The following is a 17,708-nucleotide window of genomic DNA, read 5'->3' as shown; positions in this document are numbered from 1 at the left end:
AAGGAGAGTGAGTAAATGGCAGATGAAATCAAAGGCTTCACGATTGACTTAGGACTCGACACCTCTGATATAGACAGAGGAATGGCAAACCTACAACGTAAGTTAAAAACAGCAGATGCTCAAATGAAAGCTAACTTGTCTACATTTGATAAAGCTGAAAAGTCAGTTGATAAATTCGAGACTGAATTAGAAGGCTTAAATAAAAAGCTAACACAACAAGGGCGTGCGAGCGAGCAAGCACAAAAGAAATTAGATCAATTAAGAAATGCCCAAGATAACACAAACAAGAAAATGAAAGAAGCGGCAGTTCAAGCTCAAAATGCTAAAAGTCGTTATGAATCATTGGCTGATAGTTACGATAAGCTAAATAATGAACTTAAAGATCATCAAACTAATGTTAAAAACGCGCAAAATGCACAGAAACAAATGCAGAATACAGTGACAGCTCTTAGTTCTAAGATGAAAAACGCTAAAAGTTCTGTAGATAGCTTACAAGAAGAATTTAATCAGTTAAGCCAATCGGGTAAAGCATCTAAACAAGAATTAACTTCTCTAGGTAATCAGTTAGCTAAAGCTAAAATACAGTATGATGGTTTATCCAATGCAGTTGATAGTGCTAAGACAGATTTAAACGAATCTAAAATAGCGACTGCAAATGCTAAAAATGAATTGCAAAAGTTTTCTGACGCAAACCAACAAGCAATGGTTAGTGCCAAAACTGCTATGCAGTCTGCAAAGCAAGAAGCTAGTAACGCAGAAAAATCTTATGCATCATTAAATAGAGAAGTTGCACAACTTCCTAGTAAACTTGATAAAGCTGAAAAAGAAGTTTACGAAAATGCTTTAGCTTATAATGTTTTACAAAACCGTATTGATGAAACAACTGATGAAATGCGTGAATTTCATCGAGAACAAACAAAATTCTTCGGCATGGGTCCTGCAATTGCTGCAATGGGTCAACGTTGGGAAGAAGTAAATGCTAAGATTAATAAAATTGGTAACAGTTTCAGGAATGTAGGATACGTTGTCAAAGGTATAGGCATGGGCGCTTTAGTTTCTAACATTTCTACTGTAATACCAGTGGCTGGTAGTGCTGTAAGTGCGATTGCTGGTATTGGTGGTGCTGCTACTGCAGCTGCTGGAGGTGCTATCGGACTTGGTGGCGCTTATGGTGTTGCACTAGGTGGTATCACAGCATTTAGTGGTCAAGCTACAACTGCTTTAAAAATGTTAGAAGATGGACAGATAAGAGTTACAAGCCAAGTGCGTAATTATCAAAGTGCTTTAAGTGGTTTACAAAACCAGTGGAAAGGTTTAGTTCAAGCTAACCAAGCAGCAATATTTAATACTATGTCTAACGGTATTAATATCGCAAGAACAGCCTTAACAAGACTAACGCCTTTTATTACTAAAACAACGAACCAAATTGCGGCAGCTTCTAGTAAGATGCGTGATTGGGTTACATCTTCTCAAAACGCTAACAATGCTTTTAAACTCATCAATAATGTAGGCCCTCCAGTATTCCAAAACTTATTAAATGCTGCTATGAAAGTGGGAGACGGGATCACTCACATGTTCACGCAGTTTGGTCCATTATTCACGTGGACTGGTAATGGTATAGAAAGTTTAGCTAATAAATTTAATGCGTGGGCAAATAGTGCGAGTACTGATAAAGGTATAGCTTCATTTATCCAATACACTAAGACGAATCTTCCTATTGTAGGACAAATCTTCGGTAACGTATTTAGTGGTATTGTCAGTCTATTCCAAGCGTTTAGTGGTCACTCACATGATGTGCTAGTAGGAATGCAAGGTGTAACGCAAACATTTAAACAATGGGCGGCTAATTTATCTGGTACTGAAGGTTTCAAGAACTTCATTGCTTACTTAAATGCGAATGGTCCTAAAGTTTGGCAATTACTTAAAAACATTGGAAATATTTTTGTTGGTCTAATTAGAGGTATGGCTCCTGTTGGATCGTTAATGTTAACTATAACAACTGCTATAACTGGTTTTATAGCTAAAGGTGCAACTGCTAACAACACTATGGGTCTTATGACTGGTGTTTTAACAGCTGTTGGTGGTGCATTAGCAGCAATTCTTCCTATGTGGGGCGTATATAGAACTGTAGTTGGTGGCGCATCAATGGTAACTGGTGCTTATAACGCTATAGTTAATATAACAAAAACGTCAATGGCTATTTGGACAGGTGTGACACGTGCTTTAGCATTAGCTCAAATTTTAAATGCTAGAAACACTTCTTTAGCAACTATTATGACAGGTAAATATTCAATCGCTACAAAAGTAGCAGCAATAGCGACTCGTGGTTTAGGTTTAGCTATAAGATTTATGACTGGCCCAATCGGTTGGGTAATCACAGCAATCGGTTTGTTAGTAGCCGGCATCATCCATCTGTGGAAAACAAATGCCACATTTAGAAATGCAGTAATAACTGCATGGAACGCAATTAAAAATACTGCTATATCTGTGTTCGGATTCTTGAAACCTTATATCGTAGGTATATGGAACGGAATTAAAACAGCATCCATTTGGGTGTGGAACGCTTTAAAAATAGCTGCGGTCGCAACATGGAACGGTATTAAGTTTGCTGTACAAAATCCGATAAGAGCATTAAAAATTGTATTATCTGCAATTTGGAACGGTATCAAAGCAGCTGCAATTTGGATTTGGAATGCTTTGAAAACTGGCGTAGTAAATATAGTTAAAGGATTAATTGCTGGTATCAAATGGTACATCAACACAGTAAAAGTAGTAGTTTCAACTGTCTTTAATGCTGTTAAAGCAATAGCTATTAGAATATGGACTTCCATTAAGACTACAGTCGTAAACCTAGCTAAAGGTTTATGGTCTGGTGTTAAAGCTGTGTTTAACTGGCTGAAAAATAGTGTCATAGCCATCTTTAATGGCATTAAGAATTTCGCAGTTAAGGTCTGGACTGCTATTAAAAACTTAGTCATTGCGAGAGCCAAGACATTGTGGACTGGTGTAAAAGTTGCATTTAATGCACTTAAAAATTCAGTCGTTGCCATATTTAATGCTGTGAAAAACTTTGCCGTTAGAGTTTGGACTGCAATTAAAAACACTGTAATTTCACGAGCTAAATCATTGTGGAATGGTGTTAAGAACGCGTTTAATGCGCTTAAAAATAGTGTTGTAGCTATATTCAACAAAATAAAAAGTTTCGCTATCAACGTGTGGACAACTATTAGAAATAAAGTCGTAAGTTTTGCTAAATCACTATGGAATGGCGTTAGAAATAACTTCAATTCATTAAAAAATAGTGTGACTTCAATTTTTAATAAAGTTAAAAACTTTGCAATCAACGTTTGGAACACAATTAAAAATAAAGTTGTTTCTTTAGCTAAAAGTTTATGGAACAGTGTTAGAAATACTTTCAACAATCTTAAAAATGGTGTTTCTAGTATCTTTAACAAAGTTAAAAACGCGACTATAGATAAATGGGAAGCTATTAAAGGAAAAGTAACTGACATAGCTTCTAGTTTGTGGGATTCAGTTAAGAAAACTTTCAATAAAATGAAAGATGGTCTTAAAGGCATCATTGATAAAATTAAAGGCTTCATTAACGGAATGGTCGATTCAGTTAAAAAAGGTCTTAATAAACTAATCGAGGGTGTTAACTGGGTTGGAGATAAATTAGGTATGGATAAGCTACCTAAAATCAAACTCCACACTGGTACTGAACACACGAATACGACTACGAATGTAGTTAAAAATGGTAAAATTGCCCGTGACACATTAGCAACTGTTGGCGATAAAGGTCGTGGCAACGGTCCAGGTGGATTTAGACACGAAGCCATTAAATATCCTAATGGCAAAATGGCATTAACACCTAATAAAGATACAACAACATATTTACCACAAGGATCTACTGTTTATAATGGCGCTCAAACACACGCAATGTTGAGTAATAGCACGCCTGCATTTTCAAATGGTACTATTCCTAGATTTTCAAATGGTACTAAAAAGAAAGAAAACCTGTGGGATAAAACCAAAAATGTAGCAGGTGATTTTGGTGATGGTGTATCTGATGCAGCGCACGGTGTTAAAGAAAATACACAAAAAGCATTAGAAGCATCTGCTAAAGCAGTCGGTAAAGGTAAAGACTGGTTAAAAGATAAAGTAGGGGATGTTATGGACTGGGTAGAAAAACCCGGCAAATTATTAAATAACATTCTTGATGCCTTCGGTGTAAATATGGATGCGTTTGGTATTGGCAAAGGTTCACCGTTACCATTTGAAATGATGAAAGGCATGTTTGGAAAATTAAAAGATGCTGCCAAAAACCTAATAGCTGGTTGGTTAGAAGAAGCGCAAGGCGGTGAAGGAGATGCTGGCTGGTTATTAAAACATGACATTTGGCAAAAATTCGGTGCATACACAGGTGGTCTAGGTTTCAACGGTGGTAAACACTACGGGGTCGACTTTGGTATGACACCAGGAACAAATGTTAAAGCTGTAGCAGCTGGTAAAATATCACGTGTATGGAATGACTATGGTGGCGGTAAATCGATAGAAGTTGATCTTGGAAAAGGATTAACCAATTGGTATATGCATTTAAGTAAACAACTTGTTAAAAAAGGCCAAAGAGTCGGTGTTGGAGATTTAATTGCTAAATCCGGTAACACTGGTGCATTTACAGCTGGTAGTGGACATCTACACTTCCAATTAAATAAAAACGGACAGCCACAATCCAATGTACTTGAATGGTTAAAAGGTCTTGGTGGTGGTGGTAAACAAGCTCCTAACAAGTGGCGTGGCACTATCCGTAAAGCTGCTAAAAAAATGAAAGTTAATCTAACTAAAGGTCAAGAGAATGGTATCGTCGCTCAAATTGCTAGAGAGTCTAATGGTGATGCTGGCGTAACTCAAGGTAATATTGGAGATATAAACAATTTACGAGGTACACCTGCCCAAGGGTTGTTACAATATGTGCCATCAACATTTAAATCTTATGCGGTTAAAGGTCATGGTAATATCAAATCCGGTTATGACCAATTACTAGCATTCTTTAATAACAGTAATTGGAAAAGTGACTTACCGTACGGAAAATCAGGTTGGGGTCCTTCAGGTCACCGTAGATTTGCTACAGGAGGTTTAATACAATCTGCTGGCTGGTACAACCTTGCAGAAGGGGGTTATCCAGAATGGGTCATTCCAACAGACCCTAACCGACGTACAGACGCAATGAAGTTATTAGCTTTAGCTGCAAAAGATATACAAGGTGGCAAATCAACAACAGGTAACAAACGCCCTAACTCAATGAAAACACCACGAAATAATGACGATGACGCAATGTTGAGAAAAGTTGTTGAGCGTCAAGATGCACAAATTAGCCAAATGCAAGAAGCCATTGGTTATTTAGCTCAATTAGTATCAAGTACACAAAACATTGAACAACAACCTAAAGGTTTTAACACAGACGATGTTTCGCAAGCTATGGGCACGAAACAAAGAATGAGAAGTTATAACTATGGGATATAAGGAGGTGCATGTAGTTGAAACAAACTGCACGAATGTTCAACGATAATTTTGACCATATGATAACCGACATGCCTTATTTAAAGTTATTAGACTATAAAGAAGAAGATGTGGATGTTAGAGCAAACACACTCGAAGTAAAAGGGCGTGACGGTGTATTAGTTGGACCTAGTACATTTGGTCCTTTTAAGTTAATATTAAGATTTTATTATAAAGGTCACGATATACATGATTACAATTTAATGAAACAAAGAATGAGAGGGCTCCTTTTTAAAAGGGAGCCTTATTATATTGTTCATTCTTTTATGCCAGGTAAAAAATATGCAGTGCAATGTGAAGGAAACGCCATCACAGATATAAATGGTAAAGCAGGAGAGTTTGAAGTTACATTTTCTGTATACAAAGGCTTTTCAGAGTCTTTAAGAGATACGTTAGATGTAGATTTCCTTTCGGACTACTGGCAATTTGAAGGTGGTTTGATTTCTGATAGAGAGATTAAATACAAACACAACTCAAAACGTTTTGAAATATGGAACGGTAGCTTTGACACTATAGACCCACTAACACATAAGTTAAAAATTAGAATAAAAGCTAATGCGCCAAATGGTTTCAAAATGACTAATCACATGACTGGTCAAACTATTATTTATTACGGTAGTTTACAAAGTTATCAAACGTTAACTTTCGTTGGTGTACATCCAGTTATAGGTGATGAAAGGGTTGGTGCTAACACTAACCATGAATGGATTGAATTATTACCAGGATTCAACAACATAGAAATTGATGGTGTAGGTGTTTCGAACGTATCAACAGAATTTGAATTTGATTTTATTTATAGGTAGGTGAGTATTTTGAAAAAAGAACTTGTGATAAAAAATAAAGCTGGTAACTTTGCAGAAATACTTACTGACTATGACCTCGATTCATTCAAATATGAATATGAAATAAACAACGAAAGATCACTCACATTTACAGCGTATAAAGCAAAAGGAAATGAAGATATTTTCGATATGTTAACCAATGAAAACTACATTATTTATGACGGTCAATATTTTGTTATTAAATCAAGTACTATCAAATACAACAGTCAAGTAGTTACCAATGAAATTGTTGCTAAACATATATTTATGGAGTTTCAGAATCACTATATTGATAAAGATGTGGAAGATGAAGAACTTAACACTGAAGTTACTGAAGAATCGACACCTAACTATACAATGCAACAATATATAGACTTTGGATTTAAAAACAATCCACTAGGGTTCACTTATGAAATTATTGGAGATACAAACAATCGTGCACCCGTAGAAGAGTTAGGTAATAAAAACGGAATGGAACATATTGTAGCAGGTGCCGAATATTTCAATTATATATATTTTGCGGACAACAAAACGATTTATTTCTATCAACCCGAAACATTTTATCAAAAAGCCAACACACCAATTATTTATAAAGGTAATTCTGATGAGTTAACAGCTACTGTGGTTACAACTGATCTAAAAACAATAGGTTTAGGTTATGGCAAGAAAAAAACTAAAAAAGAAACTAAGAATTATACGCCTATTAAACCTAAAGATTTAAAGTATTCTGGTAGCTTTACTAAAGAAAGTATGTGGAACACAACAGAGGTTGGCGCTAGCTATAGTAAAACATTCACTTGTAAGTGGGGTAACGAAACGCTCAATTGGACACGTAAAAGAGGTTCAAAAGGTGGTAAAGTAGATATTTATTTAGATGGTGCAAAATTAGATTCGTTCAACACATATAGCAAAACCTCTAAAACTGATTCGCTAGTAGTCGCCAAGAATCTTGATAAAGGTGAACATACTTTTAAAGCAGTGTTTAGAGGAGCTCAATCTGGTGTGGACTATAAGAAAAAACCAGCTCAAATGTATATAGGTACTGAAAAAACGACAATATTAAACCTCACAGCAGTATTAAAAGGTTCGGATGTTTATTACGCTACCACAACTTATAAGAGCCCTAATTATGAAGCGTTTGGTCATATACAAGCACCTACAATTTATTCAGATTCAGCTACTACTGTTGCTCAAGTAGAAGAACAAATTAAAGAAGCACTTAATGACGAACCTACCGTTGAACTCTCTACAAACTATTTAGGTGAAGCAGATGACAAACGTTACATCATCGAGGATGACATAAAAGAAAACAGTTTAGTTCGGTTTATTCATCGTCCACTGGGCTTTAACACAGAGTTGAAAGTGGTTAAATTCACTAAATATCATCCTCAAGCACAAAAACCTAATGAGGTGGAATTTAGCAACTCTAAACAAGATATCATATCTATTCAAAATCAAATTAATTTAAGAATTAAACGTGCAAACAGTGCAATAGCCAACGGAAATTGGAATGTAAACAAGAATGTACAACAAGACTTTTACAGTGATGTTATGGGGAGTGTGTTAACTGATGGCTGAAATTAATGCTAGGAAATTATTGGACGCTAATGGAGAGGTATATTTCCCATTTACGCACGCAACTTGTGTAGAAGGTATACCAGACGATATTACCGATTTTGATGTAGGAACGGTGAAAGAAGATGTGAGTAACGTACAAACAGATGTAAGTACGCTGCAGTCACAAATTAGTAACTTACAGAGTGCAGTAGCTAATATGCCTACAGTAACTGATACAGGTTGGCAAAACATTACTTTTCTAAACAATACAATTGCATATGATACATCAAGTACACCAAAGGCGAGATTATTCTCAGTCAATGGTGTTTATTTTTTGTCATTAAAAGGTGCATTTAAAGGTTTAACGTCAAACAATGTTGAGATTGGAAAAATACCAACATCAATGACTTTTGCTATTAAAGAAAATAAATCTTTTGTACAAAATATGTCAGTTGCAAATAGTTTAGCTCAATTTACACGTATAAAGTTAGACACTAATGGAACGATAAAGATAGAAAGAGCCACAGTGGATGCGATCACTAACACAATGTGGTTTCCGATTGATATAACAATCATGCTTTAAGAATAGGAGAATGCAAATGTTGAAATTATTGAAGTCTTTAACACAAACGTTAGGACAAGAATTCAGACAGCAGTTACACACAAACTTTTTGAGAATTGAAGATTTCGTAAATAACTTAAAAGATTTATTTGATTTTCACAAAAGTGAAGAAAAAAACGCACACAGTTCAAAACAAATAAGCGATGAAAAATTCGGGACAGTTGATAACGGACTGAAGGTCATAAGTAAGCGTTATAGTAATTTAGTTTTATCTAAGGCTAAAAATAGTTTGCAAGAAGTAAAAGATGCACGCGTAGATAGCGCAGGGAAAGCTCATTTAACTTTGTTTGACCGTTTATTATCGGATAGTGTGCGATTTGAGACAGATAAAAATGAAGTCATGCAAAGTGTAAATGATGCAAAAGAAAAAGTGTTGGCACAAGAATTTGCTTTCGATATACCTAATCAATCTTGGCAATATTTAACTAATTTAAGTCCTTTTGTAGGAACTGTAATGCAATCATTCCATTTAGATAATAAAACGGGAATTTTCTATATGACAAACGCATACAATAGTAACTATAGATTGTCAAAAATGAGTTCTAACGGCCAATTAATTAGTCAAATGGAAGTAGACGGAGGAGGACATGGTACTCATGTGGCATATCGTTGGGATGAAAATGATAAACTTTGGATTTACAGTTTTATCAAAAGACCAGACGGATTAAACGCATTAGTAAAATTCACTTTTCAACCTAATAAAATAATCGGTTATGGCGATTATGATATGGAAGAAGTTTTTACGGGTCATCCAGAACGTCCATATATTACGCCAATAATAAATGAACATGAAGGATTGATTTTATATCGCATAGAATATCCATCAAGTGAATGGGGTGTTCGTGGAGCGATGAATTATGTTGAAGTTCGTAAATTATCTGATGTGGATAATAGAATCGATAAAGTTATTTATAGAATGGATATACCTATGAAATATACAGACGGTAAAAATGGACAACCCATGCAAGGTGTAACTTTTGATGATGGAAAATTATATTGGTATACAGGTGATAGCGACCCAAATATTCCTAACTTTGTTACTGTGTTTAATTTAAAAACAGGCGAACAATTATATCAAAAGCAAGCTGATATCGGTAAGATTGGGAATGAATTTCCTGGTAATTTTGCAGAAGCTGAAGGTATGCAAATGTATTATGACAAAGGTACAGGGAAAAAGGCATTACTGATAGGTGTAACTGTAGGTGCGCAAAATTATCGTTCACATCAAGTACATGGCATTTTCATGCGTGATGTATATGATAAATTGACTGCACAATCTACACCAGTTATTCCCACAGAAACAGGAGGAAGAACCAAAACGTTTCCTTTAGCAGAATATACAAAATTGGCAGATGTAACTGAACCAGGTCAGTATTATATGACTACCGCAGACACTTTAGTTTTAACTGACTTCCCATTACCTAAAGAAATGAGAGATGCTGGTTGGTTCTTAGAAGTATCGGCACCAAATGCCGGAGGAAATGTTCGTCAAACTTTAACGCGTAACAGTTATGCTAGAGATTTAATGAAGTTTGAGCGAATGGTGTCTATTGATAAATTATATGGTTCAAACGCAACGACAAATTGGAACCATATAAAAACGGATTCTATTAATGGTCCTTCAGAACCAATACCTAATTTTATAACTAATATGAATCAACTAGGTATTATTTCTAATAAACAATGGTACTGTGATCAAGCACGTTCTAGTCAAATAAAAGACCACCCAGCACCTGGTATAGCAGGATGGACAGTTGATGTAGAAAATATTACTAGTCATGTTCATAAAATTACATTAACACGTGTAACTTCTTCTGCTGAAATGGAATTTTATAGTGCTTATTTTTCTAATAGTAGAAATGAAAGAACTTCACCATGGACTAAGTTTAAAGGTGAAAATGTATAAGGAGGAAAATAACTAATGTCTATGAATAAAATAGCTAATATAAAACTTGAAACAACGGCTAATTATCAAAGTCTATCAGGTTTAAATGTTCAGTTTTGGAACCAAGATAAAGGAACAGCAGTATTACAATTCAATATCACTAGAAATAACTATCCTTTAGCTTTAAGTGAAGAGAACGTAAAAGTTTTCATAGCACTTGAATCAGGGGATAGTTTTTTAGTGGATGATAACTTAGATTATGTAGAAGAATTAAATGGGGTCGTGGCATACACGATTCCTGATAACTTTATGAAAGTAGCTTCAAAAGTAACAGGTCAGGTATATGTAACTACATTAGATGAAGAGGAAGTAGTCGTTCAAAGACAATTTACCTTCAATGTAGCTAATGATTTAATTGCTGATTTACCTGCTGAAGATAAGATTAGAGAGATTAAATACTTCTCTGATATGAGAGTTGAAGTAGCTCAGATGATGGAGAAATTAAATAATGATTTTGCCAACATGAATGATTATGTTACTCAAGTAGAACAAACAACTCAAGATGGAATTACAGCTTTAACTAATCTTATTCAACAAAAGCAAGATGCTTACAATGCTAATCATACTGAAAAATTAAACGAGATAACAACTACAGGTGATGATTATACGTCACAGCTTGTCGAAGATAAAAATTACGTAGATGCAAAAATATCAGAGTTTCAAACAGCAGTACAACAAAGCGGGTTAGTAACAGTTGGAGATGCTGAGAGTTGGCAAAAGTACAAACTAACCGATGACAGCGGAGTATTACCAATTGTTAATTTAAGAGGAGATTTGGAAGCATTGCAAGCTTTGCCATCAGGCTTTCACTATATATCTTTTGTTCCAATAACAGGAATGGGTCAAACTTCATCAACTGGATTTGTAACAGTGTGGGAATCAAATGATGGACAGGTTAAGCATATATCATTCAAACCATACAATTCAACACAAGAATTTATTATGAGATATTATAGAGAATGGTCAGGCTGGGAAAATAAATTTGATGGATTAGAGAAATCCATTGATGCTCAATCCAAAGCTAACGTAGCCGAGAATAATGCTAAACTTTATACAGATGAGAAAATGTCTACATTACACGAAGTGTTATTTACAGGTAGCGTAAACGGAGTAAGTAAAAACATAATACTTAATGATGATTATAATAATTTTGACGAAGTCAGATTGTTCTATTCGACTTTAGGAGGTAGGGATTCAAAGGTTGTTAAAGCTAAAGAAACGAATCAAATCGTAATCCACTCATTTAATTTAACCAACAGCGATGGAAGTAACGGTGATATATACGAAACAACCATAGATAGAGTAAACGGTACCACATTGAAAATATCTAATGAAGTTAGATTTAACTTACTAAATCAAACAGGTGGTTCAACTTCAGGTATAACTATTACAGAAATTATAGGTGTTAAATATTAAAAAGAATGGTTGTGTATACAATGCAGATATTAGTTAATGAAAATAATCTAATCATTTCTTATGCCACTGTAGGCGGTTTTGAAAATGGAATAGAAATTGACGATCCTATAGTACCACAAGATTTTATATTACATTTCAAACCTAAACGTTATTTATATAATGAAGGGACAATTGAATTGAATAGTGATTTTGAAGAATACACTGAAATAAATTTGCCGACCGTACCGCCTACAATTGTCGCGCCTGGTACAGATGAGGAATTACGTGTAATGTTCGCAACAATGCAAGTACAGTTAGTACAAGCCAATACAATGGTTATGCAATTGTCTAAACAAAACTCTCAATTATCACAAGAGTTAGTGAGATTAAACCAAGCTATAGATGATATTAAAGAGGAGGATAAAGATGAAAATGCTATTTCCGAAGTATGAAGATATTAAAACAATGTACGGTTGGGGTTGTTACACAAACACCCAAATAAAATGGTTTGTAGATATGGAAGTAATCGACAAAGAAGAATACGCACTAATTACAGGTGAGAAATATCCGGAGCCTCAAGCATAAGCTTGGGGTTTTAAATTTATAGAAAGCGGGTGAACAAATGAACGAAAACTTTACAATACACGATAAACTAGCCACTTTATCTTTGTTTGGGTTAGGTGTGTTTGTAGATGCACGAGGTGTCTATTGCTTCATAAGCCAAGAAAAAGTTATTAATGAAAGTGATTTTTACCAAGCACTAAACGAAGTTATGCCTATTTGGATATGGGGTTTAATACTACTTATGTTTGGTACTTGTCTGATTCTATCAAGTCTATTCTTTGGTAAACGGTCTGTGAATAACGCTTCAAACTATTTTATGTTAGTAGGTGGCGTAGGAAGTGCTATCATACACTTCTTAATGGCATCAGCATCTATTTATAACGCCATCAATTGGATAACCCCAGCGCAATTTATTGCTATCACAGCGTGGCTTGGATTTGTCGGTTTCTTAGGTGGTTTAGGTATTTATGGCAGAAGATAAATATGTATTGAGACACGAATGGGAGAAATCGAGGGGCAAGATACACGAACGCATAAACGAAGTAGATACAAAACACACAGACAACTTTAATAGTTTGCTTAATAAAGTAGATAGACAAACATTACTACAAGAGAAAGCATTTGAATCACAAGCTAGATCCGAGAAACACTTAGAAAAAATGAGTGAATCATTATCAGTGGTAGGAACTAGAGTTACTGATTTAGAATATGAAACAAAAAGCCATGAGAAAGAAATTAAAAGTTTGCAAGGAACTGTAGAAGCAGAAGCAAAAGGAAACAGAGAAGTAATTGGCTACTGGTTAGGATTTGCGGGTGTTGTATTAGTTCCGCTTATTTCTTTGGTAGCAAACATATTCTTTAAATAGTCGGCGCACTGCGTCGGCTTTTTATTATGCATAAAGATAGACAAATACATTTCTCAAAGTAACACAGGGCGTTTCTCAGCGTCATGTTTTTATTATAAATGGAGGTTTTTAGATGAAGAGTATTAACTGGAAAGTACGTTTCAAAAAGAAATCATTTTGGGTGGCTATTGTTTCGGCGATAGTCCTTTTTATTAACAATATAACGCAAGCAATCGGAATAGATTACACAGGACAGTTAGAACAATTTAGTAATGGCGTCAATGGATTATTAGCCTTATTAGTCACATTCGGAGTAATAAACGACCCCACTACTAAAGGGTTAAAAGATAGTGGTATTGCAAAAACTTATTCAAAACCACGTGATGAAAATATTGATCCAGTTAAGTATCAAAGAGAAGGCTATGAACCAGAACAATGGAATGATGATTTTGCGGAAGAAGTTGAGATTGAAGAAGGTTTAAGAGATGTAGAAGATGATGAAGTTATAGTGGATAACTTTGATTCTGATATTAATAACTCTGGTGTAATGCTAGATACCAACCAACAAGTAGAGGGGGTAATTGAAAATGGCAAAAACACAAACACAGATAAATAAAATTGTGAATAGTTATCTAGGGAAATATATCGATTTCGATGGTTATTATGCTTTTCAGTGCATGGATTTAGCAGTATCTTATGTGTATAAATTAACGGATGGTTCATTTAGAATGTATGGGAACGCTAAAGATGCTATAAATAACAAATTCCCTAGTGGTTGGAAAGTAATTAGAAACCAAGCATCCACCGTGCCTAAAAAAGGTTGGATTGCAGTTTATACTACTGGTGTTTATCAACGATACGGACATATAGGTATTGTGTATAACGGTGGTAACACTTCACAATTTCAAATATTAGAACAAAACTTTGATGGATTGGCTAATAGTCCTGCAAAACTAAGATGGGATAACTACAGTGGTTTAACACATTTCATCGTGCCACCAACAAAATCTATAACAACATCTAGCAACGGTTCTGCTAAAGCCACTACAACTAAGGCAAAGACAAGTACACCTAAGACGAAAAAACGCAAAATAATGTTGGTAGCAGGTCATGGGTATAATGATCCTGGTGCTGTTGGTAACGGCACTTCAGAAAAAGCTTTTATTAGAGATAATATAACTAAAAGGGTTAAGTCTTATCTTGAAAAAGAAGGTCACACGGTCGCTTTATATGGCGGTTCTAGTCAAAGTCAAGACATGTTCCAAGATACAGCTTACGGTGATAGCATCGGTAATACTAGGGATTACGGTCTATATTGGGTTAAATCACAAGGATATGAAATAGTAGTCGAATTTCATTTAGATGCTGCCGGACCATCTGCAAGTGGCGGACATACAATCATACCTAGCGGATTAAAAGCAGATAGTATTGATACAGGTATTCAAAACGCAATTAAAAAGCATGTTGGAACAATTAGAGGGATTACAGGACGTAACAACTTATTAAATTGCAATGTTGCTAAGAAACAAGGTATCAACTATAGATTAGTTGAATTAGGTTTCATCACTTCAACTAAAGATATGAATACAATCAAAAAGAATTCTGATGCTTATTGTAAATCTATTGCAGAAGCTATTCACGGTGGCGCTATAAAAGGTGGTAACGGAAAAAACGCGGTCGCTAAAAAGAAAGTAACTAAAAAAACTTCCACAAATAATGAGAAGTGGAATGAAAATCAATACGGTATACTATGGCGCAAGGAAGTTGCCTCTTTCACTTGTAATGTACCACAAGGGATAATCACAAGAAGAATAGGACCGGGCAGACAATACCCTATTGCAGGTACTTTGAAGAAAGGTCAAACTGTAAATTATACAGAAATTCAGAAGAATGATGGTTACATTTGGATTAGTTGGATGACTAATTCTGGTTATACTGTTTACATGCCAGTAAGACAAGTAAAATCTGATGGTAGTTTAGGTCCATTATGGGGAACAATTAAATAACTTTCGTGGCGGGCTTTAGTCCGCCTTTTTACATAGAAATATGGTATAATTACTTTAAGGTGATTATATGAAAAAATATATAAAAGGGAATAATCATATTGATTTAACTAACCTCCCTACAAGAAAACATGGTAAAAGAATATATACAGATTGGAAAAATTGTTATAAAGAAAAAGTAGAATTTCAATATGACGATATCAATGATTTCTTTTATCTAACATTTGAAGAATACAATCCTAAAACAACACAAAACAAATTAAAATTGGAATACAACAACAACTCCATAACAACTTCCACCGGAAATCTAATAAATATTAAAATTAAGAATTTAATATATGGAAATCCATCTGATTACAAATATGAAGTTAATGATATTATTAATGGGTATAAAGTATTGGAAAAAATTAGAGTTGAAATTGGTGATTTAAATCAAAAAGGATATTTGATGTTATGTCTTACATACAATGAAACTTTTGAAATGTCTGAATACTATGTAAAAGCTGGATTTAAAAGTCCTTATGTAACGGGTAAAATAGCACACAAAGGAAATTGGCTTTATAGTGAAAAAGATATTTTAGAAGTGTTAGATAATCCAGAGGATGCAAAAAAAATATACGAAAGGATCACATGCCAAAATAAAAACTGTATGCCCTAACTGTTTATATATCAAAATGTATACTGTGAACAAATTGGTAAATAGAGGTTTTTCTTGCATTAAATGTTCTAACCATATTTCTTATCCAGAAAAACTTATGATATCTTTGCTAGAGTTGAACAACATAGAATACGAGTTGCAAAAAGTTTTTGAAAAACTACCAAAGAAAAGATTTGATTTTCACTTACCAGAATATAATGCTGTTATTGAAATGCACGGGAAACAGCATTATGAAGAATTTAAGAATACTAGATGGGGTAAGTTAGAAAACATTCAACAGTCCGATCTAATAAAGAAAAACTTCTGTAATGAGCAGAAAATAGAGTATATTGAAGTAAACAGCAGTAAATCCGATATGGAATATATTATAAAAAATATAGAATCTACAAGTTTAAAAAACATTATAAGTAATTATAATAAGAAGAGTCTAAATAAACAGATGAAAAAAATATCTAAATATGAAAACGTGAGAGAAATAATAAATGATTATAAAAATGGAAATACAATTAAAAATATAACTGAAAAGTATCATTTAAATTCTTCGACAAACACTGCAAATCTATTAATGAGGTTTGGAGTTTACGAAGAAAGACCTGCTTATAATTTAAAAAAAGTAATATGTTTAAATAACTTGAAAACATTCGATTCTTTAACCAAAGCATCTAAGTATGCTGGATTGAAGAGTTATAAAAAAAGTAATTCTATATCAAAAGTTTGCAAAGGAGAAAGAAATGTATCTGGCAAACATCCAGAAACAGGGGAACCTCTAAAGTGGATGTATTATGAGGATTACATTAACCAACAAGAAATGTTATAATAAATTAACCACATAATATACAAGGGTAGGCACGTACCGGGTGCTTACCCTATTTTTTTATGGTATAATATAGGTACAAAATGTGAGAGATACCACGTTGTAACATGGTCTCGGCTGGTGACTTCTTCCAGTCCAGTATCTATAGTTAACTAGGTGATTTATGGTTATTAGAACACTCAAGCTTAATCCTAGTTTTAATAATAAAGAGTAGATAATTGAGATCGTGAAACCTTTATTAACGACTTCGGAGGTCGCCATGTTCTGCGGATATTGGTTGGCGTGACTGTTGCGACGGATAGCGCTCGAAACCTCCACCATACATAATGATTAATTAGAGGGTTCTAGTATATCTTGAGTATATGTGGAACTATTTCAACCACCCACACATGTCACTGGGTGGTTATTTTTTATATAAATAAACCCACCAATTAAGGTGGGTCACGTGTCAAATAAGTGTCAAAACGTTTCTATTTCGTTCTATTCCTTTCTAAAGCATATACTCTAAAATCCTTTAGCTATGCGGTTTTCGATTATATCCGAAAGTATACAAATGTCCTTCCAGGACGCTAACAGAGCTTTATAGCTTACAATTAAAAAAGAAACCCCATTATGATGGGGTTTCTTTTTTTGTTATACAATGCCACACTATAGAAAATAATAATCACTATATAAAAGAATAGATATTCTCAAGTGAAGCAAACTTGAGAAAATGATGATTAGAAATTATAGAGCAATCCTATACGACATATGAACTTAAGACTGTATTTTTTATGTACACTTATATTATGGTATGAAGTTATGATTATTGGTATAATTGATAGTTTTCGTTTATGTTTAGTGCAATGTATTTCAGTGTATTGTTGTAGTATTAAAGATAAGGGGGATTAGAAATGAAATGTGAAGTGATTTTAAAAAATGATAA

At 34.3% G+C, this 17,708-nt stretch carries 14 protein-coding genes; all 14 read left to right on the top strand.

The annotated features are described in order from the left end of the window. Positions 1–15: 15 nt before the first annotated feature. The 14 genes from CD036_RS03520 (at position 16) to CD036_RS03455 (ending at position 16,786) form a co-directional block, all read left to right on the top strand. Positions 16–5,523 carry a peptidoglycan DD-metalloendopeptidase family protein gene (locus tag CD036_RS03520; RefSeq protein ID WP_103387985.1) on the top strand — a complete coding sequence of 1,836 codons (5,508 nt, stop codon included), beginning with the start codon at positions 16–18 and terminating at the stop codon, positions 5,521–5,523. Between the two features lie 14 nt (positions 5,524–5,537). Beyond that, a complete protein-coding gene (locus tag CD036_RS03515; RefSeq protein WP_103387984.1) occupies positions 5,538–6,362 on the top strand; it encodes a phage tail domain-containing protein in 825 nt (274 codons plus the stop codon). Between the two features lie 9 nt (positions 6,363–6,371). Beyond that, positions 6,372–7,958, top strand: coding sequence for a phage tail protein (locus tag CD036_RS03510; RefSeq protein ID WP_373364865.1), 1,587 nt, complete (start codon positions 6,372–6,374; stop codon positions 7,956–7,958). Next, a complete protein-coding gene (locus CD036_RS03505; RefSeq protein WP_103387982.1) occupies positions 7,951–8,520 on the top strand; it encodes a hypothetical protein in 570 nt (189 codons plus the stop codon). The genes CD036_RS03510 and CD036_RS03505 overlap by 8 nt, the downstream gene beginning before the upstream one ends. Before the next feature lie 16 nt (positions 8,521–8,536). Next, on the top strand, positions 8,537–10,465 hold the full coding sequence (locus CD036_RS03500) for a phage baseplate protein (protein ID WP_103387981.1): 1,929 nt from the start codon (positions 8,537–8,539) through the stop codon (positions 10,463–10,465). Between the two features lie 15 nt (positions 10,466–10,480). Beyond that, positions 10,481–11,920, top strand: coding sequence for a BppU family phage baseplate upper protein (locus CD036_RS03495; protein ID WP_103387980.1), 1,440 nt, complete (start codon positions 10,481–10,483; stop codon positions 11,918–11,920). 20 nt (positions 11,921–11,940) lie between these two features. Further along, a complete protein-coding gene (locus tag CD036_RS03490; RefSeq protein WP_172606419.1) occupies positions 11,941–12,351 on the top strand; it encodes a DUF2977 domain-containing protein in 411 nt (136 codons plus the stop codon). Beyond that, entirely contained in the window at positions 12,326–12,484 is a 159-nt protein-coding gene (locus tag CD036_RS03485) for an XkdX family protein (protein WP_103387978.1), read from the top strand. Before CD036_RS03490 ends, CD036_RS03485 begins: the two co-directional genes overlap by 26 nt. Before the next feature lie 37 nt (positions 12,485–12,521). After that, the gene (locus CD036_RS03480) at positions 12,522–12,944 is read left to right on the top strand and encodes a hypothetical protein (RefSeq protein WP_103387977.1); all 423 of its coding nucleotides are present in this window, start codon (positions 12,522–12,524) and stop codon (positions 12,942–12,944) included. Further along, on the top strand, positions 12,931–13,329 hold the full coding sequence (locus CD036_RS03475; protein WP_103387976.1) for a hypothetical protein: 399 nt from the start codon (positions 12,931–12,933) through the stop codon (positions 13,327–13,329). The genes CD036_RS03480 and CD036_RS03475 overlap by 14 nt, the downstream gene beginning before the upstream one ends. 112 nt (positions 13,330–13,441) lie before the next feature. Further along, the gene (locus tag CD036_RS03470; RefSeq protein WP_103387975.1) at positions 13,442–13,924 is read left to right on the top strand and encodes a phage holin; all 483 of its coding nucleotides are present in this window, start codon (positions 13,442–13,444) and stop codon (positions 13,922–13,924) included. After that, positions 13,896–15,314 carry an N-acetylmuramoyl-L-alanine amidase gene (locus CD036_RS03465; protein ID WP_103387974.1) on the top strand — a complete coding sequence of 473 codons (1,419 nt, stop codon included), beginning with the start codon at positions 13,896–13,898 and terminating at the stop codon, positions 15,312–15,314. The genes CD036_RS03470 and CD036_RS03465 overlap by 29 nt, the downstream gene beginning before the upstream one ends. A 67-nt stretch (positions 15,315–15,381) precedes the next feature. Further along, positions 15,382–15,969 (top strand): hypothetical protein, encoded by a 588-nt coding sequence (locus CD036_RS03460; RefSeq protein ID WP_103387973.1) that lies wholly within the window; start codon positions 15,382–15,384, stop codon positions 15,967–15,969. A 34-nt stretch (positions 15,970–16,003) separates the two neighbouring features. Continuing rightward, on the top strand, positions 16,004–16,786 hold the full coding sequence (locus tag CD036_RS03455) for a hypothetical protein (protein WP_180992449.1): 783 nt from the start codon (positions 16,004–16,006) through the stop codon (positions 16,784–16,786). The last annotated feature ends 922 nt before the right edge of the window (positions 16,787–17,708 follow it).

The sequence above is a fragment of the Staphylococcus arlettae genome (genome assembly GCF_002902345.1).
GTDB lineage: Bacteria > Bacillota > Bacilli > Staphylococcales > Staphylococcaceae > Staphylococcus > Staphylococcus arlettae.
This window is presented reverse-complemented; position numbering and strand designations above follow the sequence as displayed.

Coding starts and splice junctions, on each gene's coding strand:
- CD036_RS03470 (WP_103387975.1), top strand. CDS start 13,442: ATGAAGAGTATTAACTGGAAAGTACGTTTCAAAAAGAAATCATTTTGG.
- CD036_RS03460 (WP_103387973.1), top strand. CDS start 15,382: ATGAAAAAATATATAAAAGGGAATAATCATATTGATTTAACTAACCTC.
- CD036_RS03500 (WP_103387981.1), top strand. CDS start 8,537: ATGTTGAAATTATTGAAGTCTTTAACACAAACGTTAGGACAAGAATTC.
- CD036_RS03475 (WP_103387976.1), top strand. CDS start 12,931: ATGGCAGAAGATAAATATGTATTGAGACACGAATGGGAGAAATCGAGG.
- CD036_RS03465 (WP_103387974.1), top strand. CDS start 13,896: ATGGCAAAAACACAAACACAGATAAATAAAATTGTGAATAGTTATCTA.
- CD036_RS03505 (WP_103387982.1), top strand. CDS start 7,951: ATGGCTGAAATTAATGCTAGGAAATTATTGGACGCTAATGGAGAGGTA.
- CD036_RS03520 (WP_103387985.1), top strand. CDS start 16: ATGGCAGATGAAATCAAAGGCTTCACGATTGACTTAGGACTCGACACC.
- CD036_RS03490 (WP_172606419.1), top strand. CDS start 11,941: ATGCAGATATTAGTTAATGAAAATAATCTAATCATTTCTTATGCCACT.
- CD036_RS03495 (WP_103387980.1), top strand. CDS start 10,481: ATGTCTATGAATAAAATAGCTAATATAAAACTTGAAACAACGGCTAAT.
- CD036_RS03485 (WP_103387978.1), top strand. CDS start 12,326: ATGAAAATGCTATTTCCGAAGTATGAAGATATTAAAACAATGTACGGT.
- CD036_RS03480 (WP_103387977.1), top strand. CDS start 12,522: ATGAACGAAAACTTTACAATACACGATAAACTAGCCACTTTATCTTTG.